The sequence below is a fragment of the Acinetobacter sp. 1566109 genome (assembly GCF_000582255.1).
In the GTDB taxonomy this organism is placed as follows: domain Bacteria; phylum Pseudomonadota; class Gammaproteobacteria; order Pseudomonadales; family Moraxellaceae; genus Acinetobacter; species Acinetobacter nosocomialis.
Genome location: NZ_JEYB01000027.1, coordinates 1 through 25484, shown reverse-complemented (window position 1 = coordinate 25484; position 25484 = coordinate 1). Strand labels below are relative to the sequence as shown.

Below are 25484 nucleotides of genomic sequence, written 5' to 3'. Positions count from 1 at the left end.
TCTCGTTTAAAAGATGATTTTTCTGAGGCTGCATTCCAATGATCAACGATGATCAAAACAAAACGACTTCTCTTAGTTTAGAACAAATTCGCGAAGATATTGATAGCGTAGATCAACAGATTCAAGAGTTATTAAATCGCCGCGCAAGCCTTGCTGAAGCTGTTGCTAAAGCTAAATTTGCTTCCGAAGAGAATCCTTTGTTTTATCGTCCTGAACGTGAAGCACAAGTATTACGCAAAGTTATGGAACGCAATCAGGGACCTTTATCTGATGTAACCATGGCGCGTCTGTTCCGTGAAATTATGTCTGCTTGCCTTGCTTTAGAAGCTCCGCAAAGCATTGCATTCTTAGGACCTGAAGGTACTTTTACGCAATCTGCTGTGCTTAAACATTTTGGTAAAGATGCAGTTGTACGTCCATTACCAACTATTGATGAAGTGTTCCGTGAAGTAGAAGCGGGTAGTGCACATTATGGTGTAGTTCCAGTTGAAAACTCATCTGAAGGTATTGTGAACCACACACTAGATTGCTTTAAAACATCGAATTTAAATGTGATTGGTGAAGTTGAATTGCGTATTCATCATCAATTCTTGGTTTCTGAAAATACGCGTAAAGACAGCATTAAACAGATTTATGCGCACCAGCAAACTTTGGCGCAATGCCGTCAGTGGTTAGACGCGCATTATCCAGGTGTTGAACGTGTTGCCTTAAACTCAAATGCAGAAGCTGCACGCCGTATTCGCAACGAATGGCACTCAGCAGCAATTGCATCTGATATTGCAGCAGGTATGTATAATCTTGAAATCTTGCATAGCAATATTGAAGATAATCCGGAAAATACCACTCGTTTCTTAGTGATTGGCCGTGAAAAAATTCCACAAAGTGGTAATGACAAAACATCGTTATTAATTTCAGCACATGATCGTGCAGGTGCTTTATTAGAAATTTTAGCGCCGTTTGCAAAACATAATATTAGCTTAACGAGTATTGAGACCCGTCCAGCATTACCTGAAAAATGGGCTTATGTATTCTTTATCGATTTAGAAGGTCATATTGATCAAGAAAACGTTGCTGCTGCAATCAATGATATCCGTCCAATGGTAAAAGAGCTTCGTATTTTAGGTTCTTATCCTGCTGCTGTTCTTTAATTACTTACGTTGGAATAATGACATGTATCCAAAGGAATATGTCATTAAGCTTAAAAAACAAATTGCTCAAAGATTTAAATAACTTTGAGCAAAAATAAAGTTGAAGTTATGTCACAACCCCTATTTAAAAAAGTTGCATTTATTGGTTTAGGACTCATCGGGTCGAGTTTGGCTCGCGTTATCGTTGCAGAAAAGTTGGCGACAACTATTGTGGCATCTACACGTTCACAGAAAACTTTAGAAGATGCAAAATCACTTGGTTTAATACAAGAAGGATTTTCCGATCCTGTAGAGGCCGTGAGAGGGGCGGATTTAATTGTTTTAGCCTTACCTGTACGTGCTACACAAAAAGTGCTTGAGCAAATTAAACCTTATTTGTCAGAAACCACAATTGTAACCGATGTGGGAAGTACAAAAGGTAATGTGGTTGATGCAGCAAAAGCTGTATTTGGTGAAGATTTACCAACGGGTTTTGTACCCGGGCATCCTATTGCAGGTAGTGAACACACGGGTGTTCATGCAGGTAAAGTCGATCTCTTTGCAAATCATAAAGTGATTTTAACGCCGTTACCAACAAGTGCAGAATGGGCTGTTGAGAAACTAATTCAACTTTGGTCAGCTGCTAAAGCTGAAGTTATTTGTATGGATGTTGCTAAACATGATGAGGTTTTGGCACATACGAGCCATTTACCGCATTTAATGGCATTTAATCTAGTCGAGCAACTTGCAAACCGTGAAGATAACTTGGATATTTTCCGTTATGCGGCTGGTGGTTTCCGTGACTTTTCACGAATTGCAGCAAGTGATCCTCAAATGTGGCATGACATTTTCTTTGCCAATAAAACCGCTATCTTAAATGCTGTAGATGGCTTCGAAAAGCAACTTACCGTACTTAGAAAATTGATTGAAAACGAAGATTCTCATGCATTAATGGGTTTACTCGGCCATGCTCAGGCAGCACGGCAACATTTCAATCATATGTTAGCCAAAAAACCTTTAATGGAGAAAAATAAGGTGACACAGCAATTCAGTATCTTACCGGGAAATAAGGCGTTTAAAGGTAAATTTACCGTACCGGGTGACAAATCTGTGTCACATCGCTCCATTATGTTTGGTGCTATTGCCGAAGGCACCACCCATGTAACTGGCTTCTTAGAAGGTGAAGATGCTCTAGCAACTTTACAAGCTTTTCGTGATATGGGTGTAAGCATCGAAGGCCCTAAAAATGGTGAAGTGACCATTCATGGCGTGGGTATGCATGGCTTAAAAGCACCAGCAAGTGCATTGTATATGGGTAACTCTGGTACAAGCATGCGTTTACTTTCAGGTATGCTTTCTGCACAAAAGTTTGATTCTGTTATGACAGGTGATGCATCACTTTCTAAACGTCCAATGGAGCGTATTGCTAAACCCTTACGTTTAATGGGTGCGCAAATTCAAACAACAGGCGAGAAAGGTACACCACCTGTAAGTATTACTGGTGGTCAGCAATTAAAAGGTATTCAATACGATTTACCTATGGCATCTGCTCAAGTGAAGTCTGGTATTTTACTTGCTGGTTTATGGGCTGAAGGTGAAACTTCGGTAACTGAGCCGGAACCAACACGTGATCATACAGAGCGTATGCTTCGTGCATTTGGCTATGATGTTAAAACTGAAGGTAATAAAATCTCACTCGTTGGTGGTGGAAAATTAGTAGGTACTAATATTCAAGTACCATCTGATATTTCATCTGCTGCTTTCTTTATGGTGGGTGCTGCAATTACTGAGGGTGCAGACGTTGTACTTGAAGCGGTAGGCATTAACCCAACACGTACAGGTGTAATTGAAATTTTAAAACAGATGGGTGCCGACCTGACTGTTGAAAATGAACGTATTGCTGGTGGCGAACCTATTGCTGATATTCATATTAAAGGTTCACGTACCCTTAAAGGTATTCATATGCCTGAAGATCAAGTACCTTTGGCAATTGATGAATTCCCAGCATTATTTATTGCAGCGGCTTGTGCTGAAGGGCAAACAGTACTCACAGGTGCGGCAGAGCTTCGTGTGAAAGAATCTGACCGTATTCAAGTTATGGCAGATGGTTTAAAAATCATGGGTATTGACTGCACACCAACTGAAGATGGCATCATCATCGAAGGAAAAGGCAAATCTGGCGATTGGTCACCAATCTTTGCTGGCGGTGAAATCGAATCGCATCATGACCATCGTATTGCTATGAGTTTTAGTATGGCAGGTCTTCGTACTTCTGGTCCGATTACAATTCATGGTACTGAAACTGTTGCTACAAGTTTCCCAACATTTACTGAGTTGGCGAATCGTGCAGGTTTAACGATTGAAGTTAGCCAATAACTTTTGACCTAATACATTTTATAATTGCTAACACAATAGCAACGGCAGCAGCGAGCTAAAGGCTTGGCTGCTGTTTGTTTATTGCTTATGCTAAGTGCAGATAATGATAATAGTGTTAGGACAAAGGATGAAAAAATTACAATTTATTGCCAGTTGCCCAGAACATGGGGTGCTTGATCATCCACCAAATGAATGCCATATCACTCAAGAATATGTAGCGGCCTTATTATTTAAACAATTGGGGCATTATGGTTTCGATGCACAGCATATTGTACATGAGCATGAAAAAGTAGAAGTAAGCATTGATAATCATCTTTTGCCGTTGTCTATTACTTGCCAGAAAACGGACCACGATGGGCATTTAATGTGTGAAATCTCTGCCAATCCAGATGAAGAACAAGACTGGTTTGAGAAAATCGAAACACAAAGCATTATTCGTCAGCTTGCGCAGGCTGTTGAAAATAGTTTGAAAGCCGATCAGAGTTTCTCCGAATTTGTTTGGAAGTCTTGATCAATTAAATATATTTTATGAAGTAAGGGTGAACATATTTGTTCACCCTTTTTATTTATTAATATTGATAAGAATTATTTATTTTTGTAGTGACATTATTTAATAAAAATTAACAAACAAAAAAATAATATTGTTTGAATTTTGAACTAATTTTCTATTAATTTAAAAATGCTTTTTAACAAAGAACTACTCAATTTCCTCTTCTTATTTATATTATTTTACAGAGAATTAACATGAATATAATTTCCAGTAATTATTCAAAAGGCTTTGGTATATTGATTATCTCCTTATTATCAGCGTGTAATAGTGATGATAAAGATACGACCATAAACTCAACAAATCAGAAGTTGCTAGAAGGAACTATTACTTCCTTGGAGAATCTTAAACAAACTTTGGTATGGCAAGAAAATCAATGTGATAGTGTCTATTCTAAAGTTATTGGTGAGGCGACAATTGCTCAAAAATCAGCGGCAGAACTAAGAGCCAATATCGCGAGTTCAAATAATTTAGGAGTTTTTCTTGATAATCAAATTATTCCCAAACTAGCTCAGCTTACTGATGAGTCGACAGTATTAAGAGCGAGATGTAATGCTCCTGACTATGATGGAACTGGAGTAAGTATTGAGCGGCCTGCTATGCTTAGAGAAATGTTAAGTGAGTGGAAAGGAACAATTAATTTATTAATTCGTCAAATAAATAACCCTCCTAATATGAATCCTGAAATTAAATTAGCTTCATTAACCAATATCAATATTAATCAATTAACGGCAGCAAAATCTAAATTTAAAGATTGTTCAGATAGCTTTTGTCCAGAAATGACGGTTATTCCAGCTGGTAGTTTTTTAATGGGCGGAAATATAAATGAGCAAGAGCAACAAAATGTACCTGCTCAATCTCGGTCATATGAATTACCTCAACATTTAGTACAAGTCGAAAAACCATTCGCAATGTCAACTTATGAAACAACAATTGCTGAGTTTCAGGCTTTCCAAAAGGAAACTGGCTGGGAAGTCGAGGGGTGTCGTAATTGGGAAACACGCAATGGGGTCTTCAATATGTGGTATCGAGATGATTTAAATCCGAATAATTCGGGTATGAATCAAACACCTCAGGATCCTGTTGTATGTGTACGCCGTGAAGATGGAAGAGAATTTGCGAAATGGTTATCTAAAAAAACAGGTCAGACCTACCGTTTACCAACAGAAGTTGAGTGGGAATATGCGGCGCGTGCTGGAACGACAACAGCCTATTATTGGGGGGATGACCTTAATCTTGACCAAGCTTGTAAATATGCAAATGTATTAGATCCAACAACAGTTGTAGCACTACCACAAACTAATGGTTGGAGTTTATTTAATTGTACAGATGGTTATGCTTTTACGTCACCAGTAGGGAAGTTTTTACCAAACAATTTCGGTTTATATGATATGAGTGCCAATGCCCGAGAATGGGTCGATGATTGCTGGCATGCAAATTATGAAAATGCTCCTAGTGTAAATCGTCGTTGGGGTGAGGAAAATAATGGACAGTGTAACTTCCCAGTTTTACGTGGGGGAGCATGGATATATAACACTTATAACGTACGAACTGCCTATCGTAATGCTTATGTAACTTCACAAGCCCGTTCAATCATGTGGGGTTTCCGTTTGGTACGTGAAATTTAACTTTGATTTTTATATCTAATCTATTCTACATTTAGAGTCATTTTTAATTTATCAGCGTCGATTTTAATAAAGGCTAAAACTGCGCTGATAAATTCTTATCTTTGAATAAACCTAAGTTTATTAAGAATATTTTTGAGAGTATAAATATATGGTGCCATTTGATTTTTCAAACTTATCTCCTCAAATTGTTTGGCAGCATTTTCAAACACTTTGTACGATTCCGCGCCCCTCAAAGCATGAACAACAGCTTCGTGAGTATCTAAAAAACTGGGCCGAAAGTCGAAATTTAGAAACTTACGTAGATGAAGTTGGTAATTTAATTATCCGAAAGAATGCAACTACGGGTAAAGAACATGTATCTGGCGTTATTCTTCAAGGCCACTTAGATATGGTTACACAAGCTAACACTGGCACAGTACATGATTTCTTTAAAGACCCGATTCGTCCTGTTCTTGAGGATGGCTGGTTAATTGCCAAAGACACTACTTTAGGTGCAGACAATGGCATAGGAGTAGCTTTGGCTTTAGCTGTTTTAGATTCAAATGATATTGCTCATGGACCAATAGAAGTTCTTTTAACAGTCGATGAAGAAGCAGGTATGAGCGGTGCACGACTTTTAGAAGCCGGTATATTAAAAGGAAAAAGGTTATTTAATATTGATACAGAAGAATGGGGCGAGTTGTATCTAGGGTGTGCTGGTAGTATTGATGTTGAGGTAGAGCAGCCGCTTAGCTATGAACCAATTTCTAAAGATTTAAATATTGTGAATATTCAGGTGGCTGGTCTTAAAGGCGGGCACTCTGGCGTAGATATTCATTTAGGACGTGGCAATGCTAACGTTATTTTGGCTCGCTTTTTAAATCAATATTTAGGCTCACTTGGTGGGCATCTTGTTGAGTTTACAGGTGGCACGGCGCGTAATGCTTTACCGAGAGAAGCTGTAGCGACTATTGCAATTTCATCTAACCAATTGCCTAAATTAGAAAAATTACTCGATGAATATCAAACAGCATGGAAAAAACAGCTACAAGGTATTGATGACAATCTGCAATTAATTATTCAGCCTAATAGTGCTGAAGTGACTGAAGTGATTACTCAACAACAGCAAAACGAGTGGTTACAAGCTTTAGCAACAAGTCCTTATGGCGTTGCAAGTATGAGTCAAGCTTTACCAGATGTAGTTGAAACTTCAAATAATATTGGGGTGGTAAAACTAAATCCAGAAGGTGGAAAAGCTGTCTTAATGGTTCGCTCAATGGTAAATCAAGAAGCTCAAGATTTTGCAGAAAAAATTCAGGCCCATTTTAGCCAGTTTAATATCGCTTCTGCACTCACACCATTAGTTTCGGGTTGGACACCAAATCCTGACTCAGCGGCTTTAAAGTGCTTGCAACAAGCCTATCAAAAGGCATTTAACATTGAGCCAAATCTAAAAGTAATTCATGCAGGCTTGGAGTGTGGGATTATTGCCGAGCATTATCCAGATTTACAGATGGTATCGTTTGGACCGGATATTCAAGGTGCGCATGCACCGGGTGAACGAGTCAAAGTTGATACTGTAGAGAAATGCTGGAAGCTATTGGTAACGGCTTTGGCATCTGTAGAGTAGTTTTTTAGAAATAAGAAGCTCAATCATGAGCTTCTTAAACTTTAACCTTTACGTGAAAATGATCTGGATTTAACTCGATTTCACAATAAATTTGTTGTTTAAGTGATTTTTAAAAGTTGTCCTGTTTCATTTAAAGTAAACTCATCAAAATCATTCGCTAAATAAAAATGACCTTTATAAAACTGGCGAACTTCTTCGGCAATAGCTAGCTGCCCAGCTTTATCCTGATGTCTAGGGCTAAAATGCGTCAGAATTAAATTACCCAAAGATTGCTGTTCTGCAAATTCAGCCACCATTTTTGCTGAGCTATGCATTGGACCTTTGCCGACTTTATCTAAAACCGTTTGCAAGTATGTTGATTCGTGAATAAGGAGTTGGGCATCTTTGCAAGCGTTAGCTAATAGCTCTGGTTGGTCATTATCACCACCTATAATTGCATGAACTTGTTGATTTTGAATTTTGATAAAGTCTTGAGCTTTTAAAGTTTGTCCCTCAAATTCAACATTGTAGCCACGTTTTAAATGGCCCCACATATCGCCTTGAGGCACGCCTAGCTGTGTGAGAGCTTGGGTATCTAACTTCTTCTGAATAGATTTGATATAAATACTAAAAGCAAAACTTGGAACACGATGGCTTAGAGGATGTGCTTGAACAATAAATTCATCAGTGATCTGTTGTGGCTGTATTGCATCATTCACATCAATAAATTGAAGGGAATAGGGTAAATGTAAATCTGTAAGCTGGGCAGTGATTTCAAACCATTGCTGAATTTCTTTCGGTGCAATCACGATTAAGGGTTTGCTACGGGCATTCATGCCTGCACTTGCCAATAAACCAACTAGACCATAACAATGATCGCCGTGAACATGTGTAATACAAATGGCAACTAGGTTTTGCAAGGAAAGTTTAGCTTGTTGAATGCGGTGCTGGGTACCTTCGCCGGCATCAACTAAAATCCAGTCCTTATTTTTGCTGTTACGAACCGCTAATCCTGAAACATTACGGGAAAGTGTGGGTACACCTGATGATGTGCCTAAAAAAGTAAAATGAAGCATATTCTTGGAATTTTTTAATCAAATGCGTAATTTATATTATAGACACTTATTAGAATTTTATAAAAATTATAGTAAATGATAGCGACCGAGTAAAAAAATATTTGGCACGTTCTGGGTTAAGTTGGAATAATTTTCAATAAGGACATACTTGAAAATGATGGGCATACTCTCAAGTTATGCCCATCAAATACACTTTATTTCATGATAATAAAGCGTGTAATGATTTGACGAAGCTGTTTTAAATAACCTGTAAAGAAGTGGTTAGCGCCCGGTAAAATCGTAATTGGATGCTTCTGCGGTTTTGCCCATGCAATTGCATCTGAAAGTAAAGTAATATCATCTTGCTCACCATGAATGAGCAGAATATCACCTTGAATTTCAGGGGTTTTATAGTGACGTAATCCCACAACAGTAGCTGTTGGTAAACCACACAAAATTAATTGTACTGGCTGTAATTCAGGGCTAAGCTGCGCATGACATTTTGCCAAAACATGTGAGCCGAAGCTAAAACCGCCTGCATAGAATGGTAAGCCTTCATGAAGCTTACGAACGTGTTCAATCACAGCTAAAATATCTTCGGTTTCGCCATGGCCTTCATCATGAACACCTTCACTGCCACCTAAACCACGGAAACTAGGACGGTAAACAATACAACCATATTCATTAAAGATTTGGGTTAAAAGAGCAGGGACTTTATGTTGAGGAGTTCCACCTTGCAATGGGTGCGGATGGCAAACAACCGCAAAGCCTTTGATTTCACCTTCAGGGCGGTCTACAAAAAGTTCAATTTTACCTACTGGACCCTGAATGAAAATTTGCTCAGACATATAAGAATCGATAAATAACAATACGTATTCCTATTTTACCGATAGTCGTCATTGAAAACACGAGTTAGCATTAAAAAATATCTACTGTTATAGTTGGTATTAAGAATAATTTTTTCAGGTTATCTATGCTTGCTTTAATTTCTCCTGCAAAAACTTTAGATTATGAAACAGCGTTACCTACAGATGAGTTTACTCAGCCGCGCTTATTAGAAAACTCAGCACAATTAATTGATGTTTGCCGCAAACTTTCCGCTTCGGAAATTGCGACTTTAATGAGTGTTAGTGAAAAAATTGCCACACTCAATGCAGACCGTTTTAGAGATTGGCATCCCGAATTTAATTTCTCAAATGCTCGCCAAGCAATCTATGCATTTAAAGGTGATGTTTACACTGGTTTAGATGCTTATCATTTAAAAGGTAAAGATATTGATTTTGCACAGCAGCATTTGCGTATGCTCTCTGGTCTATATGGTTTATTGCGTCCTTTAGATTTAATGATGCCTTATCGTTTAGAGATGGGTACTAAATTAAAAAATACGCGCGGTCATAATTTGTATGAATTCTGGGGTGATATCATCACTAACCAAATTAATGAAGACTTGGCCGCAATTAAATCTGAATTATTAGTAAATCTAGCTTCGGATGAATATTATAAGTCTGTCAATGAAAAGAAAATTAAGGCTGAAATTGTGAAGCCTGTTTTCCTTGACCAGAAAAATGGCAAATATAAAGTTATTAGTTTCTATGCGAAAAAAGCACGCGGTTTAATGGCTCGTTTTATTGTTGAAAACCAATTAAATAAAGCCGAGGATCTTAAGGCTTTTAATACCGAAGGTTACTACTTTGATGCTGATAACTCATCTGCAAAAGAGTTGGTATTTAAACGTGATGAGCAAGTGGCTTAATTAAATTAATAATTTCACATGCCATGCGGCCTTTGGTCTCATGTTTAATTTATTAAACTCTATAAGGGTTATGCCTTACTTTTGAAAGGTCAAAAGTAACAAAAACCTTTGTTGAACAGAGGGCACATCCATGTGGCCCCTGTTCAACAGTGGCATCCATGCCACTCGGCACGATAGCTTTTGTTATCGTGCTTTAAAATTTAGGCAAAATTAATGATTACTTAAAGAAGTAACCTGTTTCTGGCGAGCTTGCATTTGCCATGCGTTTACGTGGCATACGTCCAGCTAAAAATGCTTCACGTCCAGCTTCAACAGCTTTCTTCATTGCAGAAGCCATTAAAATAGGATTTTGCGCAGCAGCAATTGCTGTATTCATGAGTACGCCATCACAACCAAGTTCCATCGCAATAGCTGCATCACTTGCTGTACCAACACCTGCATCTACTAAAACTGGTACTTTCGCATTTTCTTTAATAATTGAAATGGTGTGCGGGTTTAAAATACCTAAACCTGAACCAATCAAACTGCCTAAAGGCATAATTGCAACACAGCCCATACTTTCAAGTTCTTGCGCAATGATTGGGTCATCCGAGGTATAGACCATAATTTCAAAACCGTCATCAATTAAAGTACGAGCAGCTTTTAAAGTCTCGGTTACATTTGGATATAAGGTTTTTTCATCGCCCAACACTTCAAGCTTTACTAGGTTATGACCATCCAGTAATTCTCGGGCTAACATGCATGTACGTACTGCGCTGTCAGCATCAAAACAACCTGCGGTATTTGGCAAGATAGTATATTTTTCTGGTGGAATAACTGAAAGTAAATTCGGTTGATCTGGATTTTGTCCAATATTCACACGGCGGATTGCGACAGTTACGATTTCTGCACCACTGGCTTGAATGGCTAAATCCGTTTCATTTAAGTCTTTATATTTGCCAGTTCCTACCAATAAACGAGATTGAAAAGAACGTGAACCAATAATGAGAGGGGTGTCTTGCATGGATAACTCCGACTTAGCCGCCGCCAACAGCGTGAATAATTTCGATACGGTCATGTTGAGCAATCATAATTTGCTCTAATTTGCTTTTAGGTACGATTTGCTGATTGTGTTCAACAGCAAAACGTTTTCCTTCAAGTGCCAACTCCTGAATGAGTTGCAAAAGGTTTTGGCTAGGCGTGTCCGTTAATTCGCCATTTAAATAAATTTGCATGATCACATTCCGATTATTTTGCGTATTTGAAAGCATTCCAAGCCAAAACTAGCCATCCAGCAATCATTAAGGCTCCACCGATTGGCGTAATTGCGCCTAATATGCGTGGTAAACCTAATGCCATGATATAAAGCGAACCACAAAAGAACAGAATGCCAATCTGAATAAGCAAGAAAGATAACTTGATTGGGAAATGGGGAAGAACCTTACTTAGAATACCAAGGGCTAATAGCCCAAGTGCATGATAAAAAAAGTAGTCGGTTGCAGTCTGCCACCAAGCAATTTGTTCAGGGCTCGCGTGAGCTTTAAGACCATGTGCTCCAAAAGCACCCAACATGACTGCAAAAGCAAGATTAAGGGCTGAAATGGCAATCCACATAACAAAAAACGCAACTGAATAATGAAAGGCAACGTTACCATAGAATAGGTTGGCTAAACATAGCCAGATAAAATAAAAGGGCTGATCGCCCTTTTATTTTTTATTTACTTTAGCTTGCTGACATAGCGACTTTAATTTTTTCCATCGCATTTTTTTCAAGCTGACGAATACGTTCTGCTGATACATTATATTCAGCAGCAAGCTCATGTAGGGTAGATTTATCATCATCTAACCAACGGCGCTGCAAAATATTACGCGAACGATCATCTAACTGGTCCATTGCATCATGTAAAGCAGATGTACTTTGCTCTTCCCAGTCTTCATTTTCAACTAAACGAGCAGGGTCGTAACGGTTATCTTCCAAATACAAGGCAGGTGCTGTATGTGGAGTATCGTCGTCATCATCGCCTTGCGCTTCAAAAGCAGCATCATAAGCAGTTAAACGACCTTCCATTTCCAAAACTTGTTCAGGAGTTACATTTAAGTCGTTAGCAATAGATTGTGCTTCTTCGAGTGTTAATTTTTTACTCGATTTTTTCAAACTACGTAAGTTGAAGAAAAGTTTACGTTGAGCTTTAGTCGTTGCAATTTTTACAATACGCCAGTTACGAATAACGTATTCATGGATCTCTGCCTTAATCCAGTGGACGGCAAAAGATACGAGACGTACGCCCATATTTGGGTCAAAACGTTTTACGGCTTTCATTAAGCCTAAGTTACCTTCTTGAATAAGGTCGCCTTGAGGGAGGCCATAACCTGCATAGCTGCGCGCAATATGAACAACAAAACGTAAATGCGACATTACCAGCATTTTTGCGGCATCAAGATCTTGGTCATAATAATAACGTTCAGCAAGTTCTTTTTCTTGCTCGGCCGTTAAAATAGGAATCTGATTGACAGTACTGATATATGCACCAAGGTTTACACCGGGCGCAGACAATGACAGGGGCATCAATTGATTGCTGCTGTCACTCATGAGTTCTCCTTATAGGATAGGATGGATTAACCAATAAATTCATCTTAATTTGAATTGGCTTCATAATTAAGGAAAATTGGGTAGAAAAATGTAAAATTTTATGCAGTTTCTAATCTTAGATTTTAACAAAGAATCATTGAGTTTCAATTAAATAGTGAAATTCTCTTTCTGAAATCTGCATGGTTTGACACATAAAATGATGTAAAGTGCAGTAACGCGTTACATCAATTTCACTATGCGGGTCAGATGATTTCAATAAAAATAGCTGCTTTCCTGATACTTTCTTAAGTTCACGTTTTAACATTAATAAAGGCATTGGACATGGTTGACCAAGGGCATTAATTTCAATAGGTGCTACAGCAGAAGAAGTAGTGCTCATTCATTTTAAAAACAAATAAAAAAAATATTTTAACAAATTTTTTTACGAACTCTAGGTGTTTTATAAAAATTAAGAGCTAAAGGAATACATAAAAATTATTGTAATAAGCTGTTTAAAAAAAGAGCTAAAAATAGGGGAAATATTTGAAAAAAATTCTATTAATTGTCATAAACCCGTGTTAAGCTCGAACCGTTTTAGGAATTACCACACAGTTAAATTGTTTTAATAACCTATAACAAATGGATGTAACCGGAAATTGTTGATAGTTTTACAGAATGATTACAAGCTTTAAGATTATAAAAATTTTAAAACCTTGTTTGCTCTGCTGTTTGCAACACCGGAAGGTCCTTTTTTCATCATCTGAGGATTGACTTATGACAGCTCGTGAACAAGGCGTAGTAAAGTGGTTTAATGACACTAAAGGCTTTGGTTTTATTCAACGTAACGGCGGCGACGATGTATTCGTTCACTTCCGTGCAATCGTAGGTGACGGTCACCGTTCTCTACGTGACGGTCAACGTGTAGAATTTAGCGTTGTACAAGGTCAAAAAGGTTTTCAAGCTGAAAACGTTCAGCCTTTAGACTAAGACTAATTCATCTTTTTGATGAATCATGGACGCTCCAATTTTTGAATTGGGGCGTTTTTGTTTATAATGATCTTCTCATTCGAGAGATTGTTTGTTAGAGCGCGTATTTATGACATCTGGTTTTGAAACCTTGAATTTACATCCGCAACTTAAAAAGGCGATTGATGCTTTAGGGTTTACTCAAATGACCCCAATTCAGCAAAAGGTTTTAAAATATACATTAGCCGGGCACGATGCAATTGGGCGAGCACAGACAGGAACAGGTAAGACAGCTGCTTTTCTGATTAGTGTAATTAATGATTTACTCAATAATCCGGTTAAAGAACAACGTTTCCGTGGCGAACCTCGTGCTTTAATCTTGGCGCCTACTCGTGAGTTGGCCTTGCAAATTGAAAGCGATGCAAAGTTTCTCACAAAATTCTCTAATTTACATTTAGTGACCCTATTGGGTGGTGTTGATTTTGATAAGCAGAAGAAGCAACTTGATGCTAATTTTGTCGATATCATGGTTGCTACACCAGGACGTTTAATCGATTTTGTAGAACAAAAAGAAGTCTGGCTCGATCAAATTGAATTTTTGGTGATTGATGAAGCTGACCGATTATTAGATATGGGCTTTATTCCTTCGGTAAAACGTATTGTTCGTTATTCACCACGTAAGGAACAACGTCAAACCCTGATGTTCTCGGCGACTTTTAGTTACGACGTCTTAAATTTAGCAAGACAGTGGTTGTTTGAGCCGGTAACAGTTGAAATTGAGCCTGAACAAAAGACCAATAACGATGTAGAACAACGTGTTTATGTTGTAGCTAAACAAGATAAATATCGTCTTTTACAAGATATTTTACGTGAAGAACCAATTGATAAAGTCATGATCTTTGCCAACCGCCGTGATCAAGTGCGCCGTCTTTATGACCATTTGAAAAAAGATGGATATAAAGTAGGAATGCTATCTGGTGAGATTGCTCAAGATAAACGTTTGAAAATGCTAGAGCAGTTTAAGCAAGGGAAGCATAACATCATGATTGCAACGGATGTTGCAGGTCGTGGTATTCATGTAGATGGCGTATCGCATGTTATCAACTTCACTTTACCTGAGCAGTCTGATGACTATGTTCACCGTATTGGGCGTACAGGTCGTGCAGGTGCACAAGGAGTGAGTATTAGTTTCTTGTCTGAAGATGATGCTTTCTATTTGCCGGAAATTGAAAAAGCAATTGGTAAAAAACTACCACTTACCCGATTAGACGGGTATTGCTAATAAAAAAAATCCCAATCAATTGATTGGGATTTTTTTCAATTAATTAATTTTACAATAGAATGTAAGAGTAGTTTGATAGTCATCATCTTTTGCTAAAGACGCATTTTTACCAGTTAAAGTACCAATAACACCTGCAGCGGCTTCTACCATTTGACCCGTCTTTTCACTTACTACATCTTTTAATACACCATGATAAGTGGTTTTTTCATCAACAATAACAGGAGTTGTATTCTTAGAGCACGTTTTCTGTGCGGCAGTAACTGCATTATTCTTTGCAATTAAATTAGTTTTGCCGATACCAGTCACTTCAAACTGATTATTTTCTTTTTGAATTGCTAAAGTATTTTTAGGAGTGGTAGCACAAGCACCAAGTAATAAAACAACGCCGCTCATTGCGCTCGCTAAAATTATTTTTTTCATGATTCACCTAAGTTAATCGCTAAAAGACATAGCTATTTGAACATAAGTTTTCTATTTGATTTTGAATACGTTGTATGAGTTTTGAAGTTTTGTATTAAAAAATGTCAAACTATAAGTTCACTAAGTTTATAGGCTAGATTCCATGGTGGATTAACGGTAGATTATGCTAATCTATTTCGAATTTTTGAGTTAGATCAATATTAATGACGGATTCAGCAATACAAATAATTCACCAAAATATTCATCAGCGTCAGTCTATTGGCCAATTAATTGAGCCAGCTCCAAACTCAGATCAATTAGAGTTGGCTTTTCAGGCTGCTTTAACTGCTCCAGATCATCATAGGCTTAAGCCAACACGCTTTGTCGTTATTTCTGGTGAACAACGTGCTGCTTTTGGTGAGGTTTTAGCAAAAGCATTGGTAGATTTAGGAGAATCTGACCCCGCTCAGCTGGAACGTGTTAAGCAACATCCTTTTCGTGCTCCGCTACTGATTTTAGCTCTTACACAGTTACAAGATCATCCAAAAGTGCCACATTTTGAGCAAATCTTAAGTACTGGTGCGGCAGTACAAAATCTTTTGTTGTCTTTGCAAGCTCAGGGGTTTTCATCTATGTGGCGTAGTGGTGCTGTTGTTGAATCAACTTGGTTAAAACAGCATTTAGGTCTGCAACCGCATGATTTAATTTCAGGTATTATTTACGTTGGCACAGCAGCTAAAGCAATTGCACCGCGTGCAGATATTGAAAGTAAAGAATTCGTAAAAGTTTGGCAGGCTTAAGCGTCTGTAAAAGTAAGAAATAGGATAATAAAGCATGGCTGAATTTAAGTTTACAGATTTGGTGGAACCTGTTGCGGTCGATAAAAAAACGGCACTACGTATTACCGTTTTAGGGGGCGGTAGCTTTGGTACAGCCATGGCGAATTTAGCTGCTCGTAATGGCTGCGATACCATGATCTGGATTCGTGATGCGGAAACAGCAGAAGAAATTAATAAAACCCATATTAATAAACGTTATTTACCAGACTTCACTTTAGAATCTTCACTACGTGCTGTGTCTGATCTTGAGCAAGCGGTATGTGACCGAGATATTATTTTAGTTGCAATTCCTAGCCATTCTTTCCGCGATGTCTTAAAACAAATTGCTCCTTATATTACTGCACAAGCAGTTGTATCTTTAACTAAAGGTGTTGAAGCTAAAACATTTAGTTTTATGAGCGATATTATTCGTGAAGAACTACCAGAAGTTCCCTATGGTGTATTGTCAGGTCCAAACCTTGCCAAAGAAATTATGGCAGGGATGCCATCTGGTACAGTGATTGCTAGTGATTCTGAACTCGTCCGTTATGCCGTGCAGCATGCGCTTCATAGTGCGTTATTCCGTGTTTTTGGTAGCGATGATGTGCATGGAGTTGAGTTAGGCGGTGCACTTAAGAATATTTATGCAGTCGCGATGGGAATTGGGGCTGCATATAAAATTGGTGAAAATACCAAAAGTATGATTTTAACGCGTGCTTTGGCTGAAATGAGCCGTTTCGCGGTAAAGCAGGGCGCAAACCCGCTTACATTTTTAGGTTTGTCTGGTGTAGGTGATTTATTTGCGACATGTAATAGTCCATTGAGCCGTAATTATCAAATCGGATATGCGCTAGGTTCTGGCAAGACACTTGATCAAGCAAGTAAAGAATTGGGGCAAACTGCTGAAGGTATTAATACAATTGTCCAAGTGCGTGGTAAGGCACAAGAACTAGATGTATATATGCCAATTACCAATGCTTTATATGAAGTCATTTTTGAAGGTGCTCCGCCATTAAATATTGCACTTTCTCTTATGAAAAATGGTCATCGTAGTGATGTGGAGTTTGTTTTACCTCATCATGAAGTCTGACGAATAAATGTCATAAATTGTGGTTATAATGCAGAATTATTAACAAGGAAATTTTATGCAACTGACATTAGTTCGTCATGGGGAAGCTGCTCCACCAGTTAATGGTAATGATATTAAACGTCCCCTTACTGCGCGTGGACATGCACAGGCTGAGCAAACAGCAACATTTTTAAAAGACATTGTAAAACCGGATATTTTTGTTGTTAGTCCTTTGTTGCGTGCTCAGGAAACTTTGACGCATATCCAGACTTATTTTAAAGATGTGCCAGTGCTGTTATGCGACAAAATTAAGCCAGATGATGATGCAAAAGAAGCAGTTGAATGGTTGTCTCAAATTCCTTATGAGTCGATTGTAGTGGTTTGCCATATGAATGTAATAGGTCATATTGCAGAGTTACTTACTCATGAAAATTTCAATCCATTTGCACTTGCTGAAGCTAGAATTTATGATCAAGCTGTTATTGCAAATGGTTTATCAACACAAAAAAATAGTTTTATACCCACAATATAATTAAAAAGGTTATTTAGCCAACATGCTGTATATATGGATGCCTGAAACCAATGGAATATGGCATTGGTCTAACGGAGAGAGCTGGTTGCAGGCTGCGAGTCTCGATCAATTAATACAAGACTTGCAAATACATCAGGGAAAAGAAGCTTCGGTTTTTTTTCCGAGTCGTCATGCACAAATGCTTCAGCAAACTATGGCGAAGTCCCACTACAAACAACTGGGGGCTGATGGGGTTAAATATCTACTTGAAGAGTTTGTGACTTTGCCGATTGATCATATGAAAGTGGTTCACTATTTTCATGCCGATCAGTTAACTGTCTTGGGCGTTGCTCAAGGGATGGTCGAGACATGGCAACATTCTTTGGCTTTGTTGCCAACCAAACTTGTTTCCTTGCTACCAGATTTTCTAATATTGCCAGAGCCGCAAACCGAGCAAGTTATTCTGTGTAATATTAATCACCAACTTTTGGTGCGTGAAAATAAATGGTTGGGTAATTCAATTGATGATTTGGGGCTTTTTTTAGAATTTCAGTCAGCTGAAAAACATTATCAATATAGTGGTTTAACACCAGAGCAACTAGAAAGTTTAGAAGCAGCTTCAAGTACAGAACAACGTTCTGAGTTCGTTTATCAATTTCAGCCATTAGATAAAACTAAGCAGCATCCTTTTAATGTTTTACCAAAATCAAAAGGTCAGGAGCGTACTTTTTCTGGTTATTGGAAGGCATGTGCTGCCGTTATTTTAGCAATTATTGTAGTTCAGTTTAGCTATGATTTATTGCGTTGGGTCAAATTGAAAAAAGTAGCAAATCTAACTGCTGACCAGACAATTGAACAATATAAATACTGGTTTGGACCATCTAGTCGTGTGACTGAACAAAATATAAAAGGTCAATTTGAAAGTCATTTAAGAATGAGTCAGCAAGGTGATACACAAGCACTTTCTTTGTTAAGCCGTGTTGGACCTATTTTAATGCAAAGACAGATTTTGGCTCAGCAACTTAATTATGATGCTTCAATTTTAACGATGGCATTAAAAGCAAAATCGGCAGATGATTTACAAGCTTTGACACAACAATTAAATCAGCAAGGATTTAAAGCTGAGCTAGGTAATGTCCAAGCAAATGGTGGTGGGGCAATTGGGGTGGTGAAAATACAATAATGAAAATGTTAGCTCAATTGCAGAATCGTTTTGATCAGTGGATTGAACAAGTTGTTCAGTACCTAGATCGTTTAACTGTCCGTGAACGCGTTATGGTGGTCTTTACTACAATTTTTGTGGTAGTGGCTATTGTTGGGTCTTCACTTTGGAAAATGCATTCCTTGGCAGAACAACAGCAAAAACGCTTAAATGATTTAAAAGATCTGATGGTGTGGATGCAAAGTAATGCAGTTACTATGAAGCCTGCAAATGAGCTTGAACTTGATAAGTCTGGAAAAATACAAAGGGTAGCTCAACAGCAAGGTTTAACTGTGACTTCTCAGCAAAATGGAGAGCAGTTACAAATTGTTGTAACGCATCAGAATTATGCAATTTTAGCTAACTTTTTAACACAACTTGCACAGATGGGTCTTAGTATTCAGAAGATGGAAATGGTTTCAAGCGAAGGTCAGATTAAATTAACAGCGACAGTTCAATAACATATCAAAATATGCTTATGTCAAGCATGGTGTTTTGTGCTGCCTGTGCCTATAATATGCGTACCTAAAATCAGTAGACTGTGATTGGTATGTTATATTCACTTGCTCGCCCGATGTTGTTTAGTTTAGCACCAGAGCGTGCCCATGAATTAACATTATCCATGCTTGATAAAGCGCATAAGCTAGGCCTGATGCGTCAGACCGTAGAAGCAAAACCTACTACATGTATGGGAATCGAGTTTCCTAATCCGGTAGGTTTGGCAGCAGGTCTAGATAAAAATGGTGCTCATATTGATGCATTAGCCGGATTAGGTTTCGGTTTCATTGAAATTGGTACAATTACACCTCGTCCGCAATCGGGTAATCCGAAACCACGTTTATTTCGTATTCCTGAAGCTAAAGCCATTATTAACCGTATGGGTTTTAATAATGATGGTGTTGATAAACTTATTGAAAATGTCAAAGCTTCAAAGTTTAGAGGCATTTTAGGAATCAATATTGGTAAAAATGCCGATACGCCTGTCGAAAAAGCAGTTGATGATTACTTAATTTGTCTTGAGAAAGTTTATAACTACGCTTCATATATTACCGTCAATATTTCATCACCGAATACTAAAAACTTACGTAGTTTACAAAGTGGTGATGCGTTAACTGAATTACTGCAAACCTTAAAAGCGCGTCAACTTGAGTTGGCTGAGCAATATAACCATTATGTTCCTCTAGTACTTAAAGTTGCTCCGGATTTAACAGCTGAAGATGTTGAGTTTATCTCTGCTCAATTATTAGATTTTAAAATTGATGGTCTTATTGTGACCAATACCACTTTGTCGAGAGAAGGGGTGGAAAACCTGCCTTACGGTAATGAGTCAGGCGGTTTGTCAGGTGCGCCTGTATTTGAAAAAAGTACAGAATGTTTACGTTTATTTGCTCAATCATTGAAAGGACAAATTCCTTTAATCGGTGTGGGTGGTATTTTGTCTGGTGAGCAAGCTTTAGCAAAACAACAAGCTGGAGCAACACTTGTTCAAATTTATAGTGGTCTAATCTATACGGGACCAACGCTTGTAAAGCAATGTGTTGAAGCTATGACCTAATTGAACATGAACACTATTGATATCATCATTCTAATACTTTTGCTCATTGGGGGGCTAAACGGTTTGCGGCAAGGATTTATAAAAGCCTTTGCGAACTTGGTAGGATGGATTTTTGCATTAATTATGGGTGCAAAATATGCTGTTCTTCTAGCTCCGTCAATGTCGGGTTTAAGTCAGGATCCGGTGGTTCAAAAGATTGCAGCTTTTGCATTTATTGCACTCATTATTATTGTTTTAACTTGGATCGTCACCGCATTTTTAAATGGCCTCTTGAAAAGTTTAAAATTGGGGCCATTAAATCGTTTAGCAGGTGGTGCTTTTGGTTCGTTGAAGGGTTTATTGGTTGTTCTTATTACTATGCAAGGTGTTGGTCCTTGGGTAGAAAGTTCACCTCATTGGAAGCAATCCAAATTTATTCAGTTTTTATTGCCTTACGCACCTTTAGCCACGGAGCTTTCTAAAGGGGCAGCAAGTGAGGCTTTTCATCAGATAACATCTGGAGGCGGTGTATCTCGCACTTCTCCAAAACCAATGGACGAGTCGGAAGAACCAGAAATCCGGCCTGACCATTCAACAAAGAATCCTTTTTATTAATTCCTAGCTTGTCTGCGAGGTTGCTATGTGTGGAGTTGTTGGTATAGCCGGTAAATCGCCAGTGAACCAAATGTTGTTTGATGCATTAACGATGTTGCAACATCGTGGGCAAGATGCAGCTGGAATAGTAACCTGCCATGAAGGCCGTCTTTTCCTTCGTAAGGATAACGGTATGGTGCGTGATGTTTTTCATACTCGTCATATGAGAGCATTACTTGGTAATTACGGTATTGGTCATGTGCGCTACCCAACTGCGGGCTCTGCTAGTAGTGCTGAAGCTCAACCATTTTATGTGAACTCACCTTACGGTATTACACTTGCGCATAATGGTAATTTGACCAATGCAGAAGAAATTCATGATGACCTGTTTAAAACAGATTTGCGTCACATGAACACTGATTCTGATTCAGAAGTTCTTTTAAACGTTTTTGCACATGAGTTGCAAAAGAAAGGAACGTTAAATCCTACAGCTGAAGATATTTTTCATACGGTTTCTCGTGTTCATGAGCGCTGCCAAGGTGCTTATGGCGTAGTTGCTATGATCACTGGTCATGGTTTGGTTGGTTTCCGCGATCCAAATGGTATTCGTCCACTGATTTATGGCTCGCGTGTGACTGAACAAGGCGAGATGGAATATATCATTGCATCTGAGTCTGTGGCGATTACTGCTCTTGGTTTTAAAATCGAACGTGATATCGCACCGGGTGAGGCAATTTTCATTGATGCTGAAGGTCAGTTGTTCACTAAACAATGTGCGGCTAATCCAAAATATCGTCCGTGTATTTTTGAATATGTTTATTTTGCTCGTCCAGATGCAATTATTGATGGTATTTCAGTTTATAAAGCCCGTTTAAAAATGGGTGAAAAATTAGCGCACAAGATTTTGCGTGACTGGGGTGAAGACCATGATATTGATGTGGTTATTCCAATTCCAGATACAAGCCGTACTTCTGCATTAGAACTTGCAAATATTCTTGGTGTGAAGTTCCGTGAAGGGTTTATGAAAAACCGTTATATCGGTCGTACCTTCATTATGCCGGGTCAGCAACAGCGTAAAAAATCTGTACGTCAGAAATTAAACCCTGTTGAGTTAGAGTTTAAAGGCAAAAACGTTCTATTGGTTGATGACTCTATTGTACGTGGTACTACGTGTAATGAGATTATTCAAATGGCGCGTGACTCAGGTGCGAAAAAAGTATACTTTGCTTCAGCAGCACCAAAAGTGATGTATCCAAACGTATATGGGATCGATATGCCTGCTAAAACTGAGCTTATTGCATCAGAACGCAGTGTAGAGGAAATCCAGGAAATTATTGGTGCTGATCGTTTAGTATTCCAAGATTTGGAAGATTTGAAGAACGCTGTACGTACAAGTAAGGTTCCTACATTGACTGAGTTTGATTGCTCTGTTTTTGATGGTATCTATGTAACTGGTGGAATTGATGCAGACTATCTGAATAATTTGGAACAGAAGCGTAATGATTCTGCGAAAAAGAAAAAAGATGGTTATATTGATGTCAATATTGATGCAGCGTCCGTAGATTTGACGGGTATTAAAGAAGAATAGAAATAGCCGAAAAAAGCGGGTTTTTCCCGCTTTTTTCTTTTATGATGAAACTTAACAATGTAATTGGGAATATTTACATTGAAAGAAGTAAGCCACTATTTAATCGAAAATAAAAATATGGCATGGTCCATCACTATGTGTTTGGTCGCTGTGCTTTTGACTATTTTTATTTTAAATCTCATTTTAGGTTTACTTGTTCATTTTTTTGATTATAGCCAACCGATTTGGTGGCATGCCTTAAGCCCCTATTTTATTGCTCTTTTGCTTTTTATTATGGTTTGGTCGGTGGTGACCGAGCTTTATATTTTACGTAAAGGTGGTCATTCCCTTGCTAAACAGCTTAAAGCGCGTCGTTTGGTAAAAGGCGAGAGTACACCAGAAGAACATGCGGCATTAAAAATTACAGAACATTTGGCGCAAACATTTTCTCTTAACGTTCCAACTCTCTATGTTTTGCCTGATGAAGTAGGTGTAAATGCATTAACTGCAGGTTTTCACTCAAATGATATTGTCATTATTTTGACTTGGGGAGCTTTACAGAATCTAGATGAATTGGAGCTGTATGGTTTACTGGGTCATGAATTTAACCAAATTTTATCTGGTGAGGCTGTAGAAAATACTAAATTAAAAATTTTATACAGCGGTTTAACGACCTTCAGTCAATGGGGCAGTAAGCTCGCAAAACAAGGTTTTAAGCGCTACAGTCCGGGTTATAAGCATAAGTTCGAGACTGTGTTTGTAGCTGTTGGTGGAGTGATTTGGTTAGCAGGAAGTTTAGGTGTTTTAATCACTCGCTTTATTAAATATTTAACATTAAGTGGCCGCACATTTCGCAATGACCAAAAAACTATGCGGTTGCTAAAAAATAGTACGAATACCCAAACATTATTACGTATTTATGTTCACCATTCAGGATCACAAATTCATAGTGCTTATTCTGAATCAATCGCGCATATGTGTTTTGCAAATTCACTTAGCCCTCAAAGCTGGATGAATATTCACCCGAGCATTCGTGAACGTATTTACGAACTTAATCCAACTTTACTGCAAGATTTACAATTAGAAAATTTAAAGAAACTTCGCAATAGGCCTTTATTTAGTCTTTTCCGTTCATTAGAAGAATCTGAGACGGAAATCTATATTCCGTGGTCATCACCACAACCGCTGCCATTATTGCGTCTTTCTCCAATTAGCTTTGCATTAAATGATGCAATTAAGCCTTTAAGTAGTGATATCCGACGTAATAAAAAACGCCCTGAACTTATTCAGCGTGCATTGCAAACAGCCACTGGTTCACGTGAGGTGATGGTTGCGATTTTAATGATTCGTCAATATCGAGAATTTATTCCGCAAGAAGCCCCTGTAAGCCATTCGATAGTCGATGCTTTGCTTAATCTGGATGGTCGTATTCATATTCAGATATTTCATGACGCATGTAAAAATATTGGCCATATGCCTGCAAGTATTGCGCGTCAATTTTTGACAAAACTAGCACTTATTATTCAGGAAGACGGAGAGATCGGACTGCTTGATGCGCTACTATTAGAGCGGGTCAAATATGAATTGAACTTGATGCCACTTCACTTGCCTACAGCATTTGAAGAAGTGAAGCCTCAAATAGTCCGTTTAATTGATGCGTTGCTTCATGTGCAACAAATTAATAGTCCAAACCAGTTGGAAGTCCGTGAGCGTATTTTGCGTTCTTTACTTAACCCAGATGAAATGCATATTTATGATGAAATTTCGGATGAGCCTTTAGACTTGGCTGAAATTTTAAATGACATTGCTGGGCTTTTACTTCGTGACCGTCTAAGTATTTTGGCAATTGCTGAGATGTGTTTATGGAGTGACCGCATTATTACCCAAGATGAACTTGATGTGCTGGAGTTACTCTACTGGCGATTTGGTTTTGAGTCCGATGAAATTGTAGAGCAAATGCAGAAGAAAAATAGCGTTATGATTATTTAAGAGACATATGTGATTTCTACTAGCGATCATTAAAAGAAAACGCTGAAAAAAAGTCAGAAGCCCGTTAGAATGTGTGTAGATTAGAGGTACTGATTTAAACATGATTGGGCAGCAAAGAAATATACTGGCAACTTTAGGAATTGATATATGGATTCCTAGAACACAAGCGTGCCAAAAAAATAATGCCCATACTGTATGGCGAGATCAGATTTTTGAATCTCATACACCAATTATCACACCTACAATAGATGTTCCTGCTTTTGGACAAAAGCCATCTAAGCCTTTGTTGCCTGAAGCACCTAAAGTTGTAGAGCAACCTTCAATAGCAATTAGAGATGTTCCGCAGTCTGAAAGGGTTATTGAAAAACCTGTGATTGCTGTTGAGCAAGAAGCGATTGCTCCATTCGAGTTGCAGGCTTATTGCCTTGAAAAGTGTGTAATCTTTGTTGATGTGACAGCACTAGAAAAAGAAGAGAAACAACTTTGGACAAATATACAAAAGGCTAAAGTGGGTCACTATGCTGAATTAAAATGGCCTTTTCCCTTAGCGGCATATCAAGATCAACGTGGCGTGAGTTCATATATTCAGGGTTTTTTAGATGCTGTAGCGGCAGAAAAAAAGATTTTGTGTTTAGGTAAATGTGCGTATATTCAACATGCAAATCTTATTCATTTAGCTAGTTTAAAAGAAATGTTAGATAAGCCTCTCCTTAAGAAAAGATTGTGGCAACTTATGCAAGATAACAATGAGTAGTAGGGATATACATGAAAAAGGTTGTAGTTTTTAGTCAAATTGATGAAGAGATTTTGTCGCGGTTGCAGCAGGATTATCATGTTGTCGTATTAAACCCTAAACTGGGTGATATCAATGAACAGATACGACAAGAAGTGGTAGATGCTGATGGAATGATTGGCGCGGGACGCTTGCTTAA

Annotated in this window: 26 protein-coding genes and 1 pseudogene; 19 read left to right on the top strand and 8 right to left on the bottom strand. The window is 38.2% G+C overall.

Going from position 1 to position 25484, the window contains the following annotated elements:
* The first annotated feature begins 38 nt into the window (after positions 1 to 38).
* The 5 genes from pheA to J582_RS16360 all read left to right on the top strand — a co-directional run bounded on the left by pheA (position 39) and on the right by J582_RS16360 (position 7287).
* Entirely contained in the window at positions 39 to 1148 is a 1110-nt protein-coding gene (gene pheA / locus J582_RS16380) for a prephenate dehydratase (RefSeq protein ID WP_002049199.1), read from the top strand.
* A 108-nt stretch (positions 1149 to 1256) separates the two neighbouring features.
* The gene (locus tag J582_RS16375) at positions 1257 to 3503 is read left to right on the top strand and encodes a bifunctional prephenate dehydrogenase/3-phosphoshikimate 1-carboxyvinyltransferase (protein WP_031982668.1); all 2247 of its coding nucleotides are present in this window, start codon (positions 1257 to 1259) and stop codon (positions 3501 to 3503) included.
* A 127-nt stretch (positions 3504 to 3630) separates the two neighbouring features.
* Positions 3631 to 4014 (top strand): hypothetical protein, encoded by a 384-nt coding sequence (locus tag J582_RS16370; RefSeq protein ID WP_002049301.1) that lies wholly within the window; start codon positions 3631 to 3633, stop codon positions 4012 to 4014.
* 233 nt (positions 4015 to 4247) lie between these two features.
* The gene (locus tag J582_RS16365) at positions 4248 to 5678 is read left to right on the top strand and encodes a formylglycine-generating enzyme family protein (protein WP_171073053.1); all 1431 of its coding nucleotides are present in this window, start codon (positions 4248 to 4250) and stop codon (positions 5676 to 5678) included.
* 148 nt (positions 5679 to 5826) lie between these two features.
* Positions 5827 to 7287 carry an aminoacyl-histidine dipeptidase gene (locus J582_RS16360; RefSeq protein ID WP_031982671.1) on the top strand — a complete coding sequence of 487 codons (1461 nt, stop codon included), beginning with the start codon at positions 5827 to 5829 and terminating at the stop codon, positions 7285 to 7287.
* 98 nt (positions 7288 to 7385) lie between these two features.
* On the opposite strand, the gene J582_RS16355 is transcribed toward J582_RS16360, so the two are convergent.
* Together J582_RS16355 and J582_RS16350 are read right to left on the bottom strand one after the other, a co-directional pair.
* On the bottom strand, positions 7386 to 8342 hold the full coding sequence (locus J582_RS16355) for a ribonuclease Z (RefSeq protein ID WP_031982673.1): 957 nt from the start codon (positions 8340 to 8342) through the stop codon (positions 7386 to 7388).
* Positions 8343 to 8536: 194 nt separating this feature from the next.
* The gene (locus J582_RS16350) at positions 8537 to 9169 is read right to left on the bottom strand and encodes an alpha/beta hydrolase (protein ID WP_016805219.1); all 633 of its coding nucleotides are present in this window, start codon (positions 9167 to 9169) and stop codon (positions 8537 to 8539) included.
* A gap of 125 nt (positions 9170 to 9294) precedes the next feature.
* Between J582_RS16350 and yaaA the strand changes: the two genes are divergently transcribed.
* Complete coding sequence (gene yaaA / locus J582_RS16345; RefSeq protein WP_031982674.1) at positions 9295 to 10074, top strand: peroxide stress protein YaaA; 780 nt, start codon at positions 9295 to 9297, stop codon at positions 10072 to 10074.
* A 217-nt stretch (positions 10075 to 10291) separates the two neighbouring features.
* On the opposite strand, the gene J582_RS16340 is transcribed toward yaaA, so the two are convergent.
* The 5 genes from J582_RS16340 to J582_RS16320 form a co-directional block, all read right to left on the bottom strand.
* The gene (locus tag J582_RS16340) at positions 10292 to 11077 is read right to left on the bottom strand and encodes a thiazole synthase (protein ID WP_001154366.1); all 786 of its coding nucleotides are present in this window, start codon (positions 11075 to 11077) and stop codon (positions 10292 to 10294) included.
* Positions 11078 to 11090: 13 nt separating this feature from the next.
* A complete protein-coding gene (gene thiS / locus J582_RS16335) occupies positions 11091 to 11288 on the bottom strand; it encodes a sulfur carrier protein ThiS (RefSeq protein ID WP_022575392.1) in 198 nt (65 codons plus the stop codon).
* Between the two features lie 13 nt (positions 11289 to 11301).
* Entirely contained in the window at positions 11302 to 11667 is a 366-nt protein-coding gene (locus J582_RS16330) for a DUF423 domain-containing protein (RefSeq protein WP_002049118.1), read from the bottom strand.
* A gap of 109 nt (positions 11668 to 11776) precedes the next feature.
* Positions 11777 to 12643, bottom strand: a complete 867-nt coding sequence (gene rpoH / locus J582_RS16325; protein ID WP_002049311.1) for an RNA polymerase sigma factor RpoH — start codon at positions 12641 to 12643, stop codon at positions 11777 to 11779.
* 133 nt (positions 12644 to 12776) lie between these two features.
* On the bottom strand, positions 12777 to 13022 hold the full coding sequence (locus tag J582_RS16320) for a sulfurtransferase TusA family protein (protein WP_004886267.1): 246 nt from the start codon (positions 13020 to 13022) through the stop codon (positions 12777 to 12779).
* Between the two features lie 374 nt (positions 13023 to 13396).
* Here J582_RS16320 and J582_RS16315 point away from each other — a divergent pair, with 374 nt between their 5' ends.
* Positions 13397 to 13609, top strand: a complete 213-nt coding sequence (locus J582_RS16315; RefSeq protein ID WP_000126912.1) for a cold-shock protein — start codon at positions 13397 to 13399, stop codon at positions 13607 to 13609.
* 109 nt (positions 13610 to 13718) lie between these two features.
* The gene (rhlB, locus tag J582_RS16310; protein ID WP_004886271.1) at positions 13719 to 14870 is read left to right on the top strand and encodes an ATP-dependent RNA helicase RhlB; all 1152 of its coding nucleotides are present in this window, start codon (positions 13719 to 13721) and stop codon (positions 14868 to 14870) included.
* A 39-nt stretch (positions 14871 to 14909) separates the two neighbouring features.
* Here the strand turns inward: rhlB and J582_RS16305 are convergent, their stop codons facing one another.
* Entirely contained in the window at positions 14910 to 15290 is a 381-nt protein-coding gene (locus J582_RS16305; RefSeq protein ID WP_002049100.1) for a hypothetical protein, read from the bottom strand.
* A gap of 203 nt (positions 15291 to 15493) precedes the next feature.
* Here J582_RS16305 and J582_RS16300 point away from each other — a divergent pair, with 203 nt between their 5' ends.
* From J582_RS16300 to J582_RS16255, 11 genes and pseudogenes are all read left to right on the top strand, one after another.
* Positions 15494 to 16069 (top strand): nitroreductase, encoded by a 576-nt coding sequence (locus J582_RS16300; protein WP_031982676.1) that lies wholly within the window; start codon positions 15494 to 15496, stop codon positions 16067 to 16069.
* 34 nt (positions 16070 to 16103) lie between these two features.
* Entirely contained in the window at positions 16104 to 17177 is a 1074-nt protein-coding gene (locus tag J582_RS16295) for an NAD(P)H-dependent glycerol-3-phosphate dehydrogenase (protein WP_002049214.1), read from the top strand.
* Positions 17178 to 17232: 55 nt separating this feature from the next.
* Complete coding sequence (locus J582_RS16290; protein WP_031982677.1) at positions 17233 to 17688, top strand: SixA phosphatase family protein; 456 nt, start codon at positions 17233 to 17235, stop codon at positions 17686 to 17688.
* 22 nt (positions 17689 to 17710) lie between these two features.
* A complete protein-coding gene (gene gspL, locus J582_RS16285; protein WP_032048239.1) occupies positions 17711 to 18850 on the top strand; it encodes a type II secretion system protein GspL in 1140 nt (379 codons plus the stop codon).
* Positions 18850 to 19329: a type II secretion system protein GspM gene (gene gspM, locus J582_RS16280; RefSeq protein WP_031982680.1), complete on the top strand. Its 480-nt coding sequence runs from the start codon at positions 18850 to 18852 to the stop codon at positions 19327 to 19329. Before gspL ends, gspM begins: the two co-directional genes overlap by 1 nt.
* An 89-nt stretch (positions 19330 to 19418) precedes the next feature.
* Positions 19419 to 20423 (top strand): quinone-dependent dihydroorotate dehydrogenase, encoded by a 1005-nt coding sequence (locus J582_RS16275; protein ID WP_031982681.1) that lies wholly within the window; start codon positions 19419 to 19421, stop codon positions 20421 to 20423.
* Between the two features lie 6 nt (positions 20424 to 20429).
* Positions 20430 to 21017, top strand: coding sequence for a CvpA family protein (locus J582_RS0104865; protein WP_002049156.1), 588 nt, complete (start codon positions 20430 to 20432; stop codon positions 21015 to 21017).
* A gap of 25 nt (positions 21018 to 21042) precedes the next feature.
* Positions 21043 to 22584, top strand: coding sequence for an amidophosphoribosyltransferase (gene purF / locus J582_RS16270; RefSeq protein ID WP_002049153.1), 1542 nt, complete (start codon positions 21043 to 21045; stop codon positions 22582 to 22584).
* A gap of 78 nt (positions 22585 to 22662) precedes the next feature.
* Complete coding sequence (locus tag J582_RS16265) at positions 22663 to 24552, top strand: M48 family metalloprotease (protein WP_004707885.1); 1890 nt, start codon at positions 22663 to 22665, stop codon at positions 24550 to 24552.
* Between the two features lie 100 nt (positions 24553 to 24652).
* On the top strand, positions 24653 to 25306 hold the full coding sequence (locus J582_RS16260; protein WP_031982683.1) for a hypothetical protein: 654 nt from the start codon (positions 24653 to 24655) through the stop codon (positions 25304 to 25306).
* A gap of 11 nt (positions 25307 to 25317) precedes the next feature.
* Positions 25318 to 25484: pseudogene (locus J582_RS16255) on the top strand (bifunctional glyoxylate/hydroxypyruvate reductase B); the annotation flags it as partial.

Bases quoted from the DNA above. Each gene is read 5' to 3' on its own strand.
- pheA (WP_002049199.1), top strand. From the start codon at position 39: ATGATCAACGATGATCAAAACAAAACGACTTCTCTTAGTTTAGAACAA.
- J582_RS16375 (WP_031982668.1), top strand. From the start codon at position 1,257: ATGTCACAACCCCTATTTAAAAAAGTTGCATTTATTGGTTTAGGACTC.
- J582_RS16370 (WP_002049301.1), top strand. From the start codon at position 3,631: ATGAAAAAATTACAATTTATTGCCAGTTGCCCAGAACATGGGGTGCTT.
- J582_RS16365 (WP_171073053.1), top strand. From the start codon at position 4,248: ATGAATATAATTTCCAGTAATTATTCAAAAGGCTTTGGTATATTGATT.
- J582_RS16360 (WP_031982671.1), top strand. From the start codon at position 5,827: ATGGTGCCATTTGATTTTTCAAACTTATCTCCTCAAATTGTTTGGCAG.
- J582_RS16355 (WP_031982673.1), bottom strand. From the start codon at position 8,342: ATGCTTCATTTTACTTTTTTAGGCACATCATCAGGTGTACCCACACTT.
- J582_RS16350 (WP_016805219.1), bottom strand. From the start codon at position 9,169: ATGTCTGAGCAAATTTTCATTCAGGGTCCAGTAGGTAAAATTGAACTT.
- yaaA (WP_031982674.1), top strand. From the start codon at position 9,295: ATGCTTGCTTTAATTTCTCCTGCAAAAACTTTAGATTATGAAACAGCG.
- J582_RS16340 (WP_001154366.1), bottom strand. From the start codon at position 11,077: ATGCAAGACACCCCTCTCATTATTGGTTCACGTTCTTTTCAATCTCGT.
- thiS (WP_022575392.1), bottom strand. From the start codon at position 11,288: ATGCAAATTTATTTAAATGGCGAATTAACGGACACGCCTAGCCAAAAC.
- J582_RS16330 (WP_002049118.1), bottom strand. From the start codon at position 11,667: ATGTGGATTGCCATTTCAGCCCTTAATCTTGCTTTTGCAGTCATGTTG.
- rpoH (WP_002049311.1), bottom strand. From the start codon at position 12,643: ATGAGTGACAGCAGCAATCAATTGATGCCCCTGTCATTGTCTGCGCCC.
- J582_RS16320 (WP_004886267.1), bottom strand. From the start codon at position 13,022: ATGAGCACTACTTCTTCTGCTGTAGCACCTATTGAAATTAATGCCCTT.
- J582_RS16315 (WP_000126912.1), top strand. From the start codon at position 13,397: ATGACAGCTCGTGAACAAGGCGTAGTAAAGTGGTTTAATGACACTAAA.
- rhlB (WP_004886271.1), top strand. From the start codon at position 13,719: ATGACATCTGGTTTTGAAACCTTGAATTTACATCCGCAACTTAAAAAG.
- J582_RS16305 (WP_002049100.1), bottom strand. From the start codon at position 15,290: ATGAAAAAAATAATTTTAGCGAGCGCAATGAGCGGCGTTGTTTTATTA.
- J582_RS16300 (WP_031982676.1), top strand. From the start codon at position 15,494: ATGACGGATTCAGCAATACAAATAATTCACCAAAATATTCATCAGCGT.
- J582_RS16295 (WP_002049214.1), top strand. From the start codon at position 16,104: ATGGCTGAATTTAAGTTTACAGATTTGGTGGAACCTGTTGCGGTCGAT.
- J582_RS16290 (WP_031982677.1), top strand. From the start codon at position 17,233: ATGCAACTGACATTAGTTCGTCATGGGGAAGCTGCTCCACCAGTTAAT.
- gspL (WP_032048239.1), top strand. From the start codon at position 17,711: ATGCTGTATATATGGATGCCTGAAACCAATGGAATATGGCATTGGTCT.
- gspM (WP_031982680.1), top strand. From the start codon at position 18,850: ATGAAAATGTTAGCTCAATTGCAGAATCGTTTTGATCAGTGGATTGAA.
- J582_RS16275 (WP_031982681.1), top strand. From the start codon at position 19,419: ATGTTATATTCACTTGCTCGCCCGATGTTGTTTAGTTTAGCACCAGAG.
- J582_RS0104865 (WP_002049156.1), top strand. From the start codon at position 20,430: ATGAACACTATTGATATCATCATTCTAATACTTTTGCTCATTGGGGGG.
- purF (WP_002049153.1), top strand. From the start codon at position 21,043: ATGTGTGGAGTTGTTGGTATAGCCGGTAAATCGCCAGTGAACCAAATG.
- J582_RS16260 (WP_031982683.1), top strand. From the start codon at position 24,653: ATGATTGGGCAGCAAAGAAATATACTGGCAACTTTAGGAATTGATATA.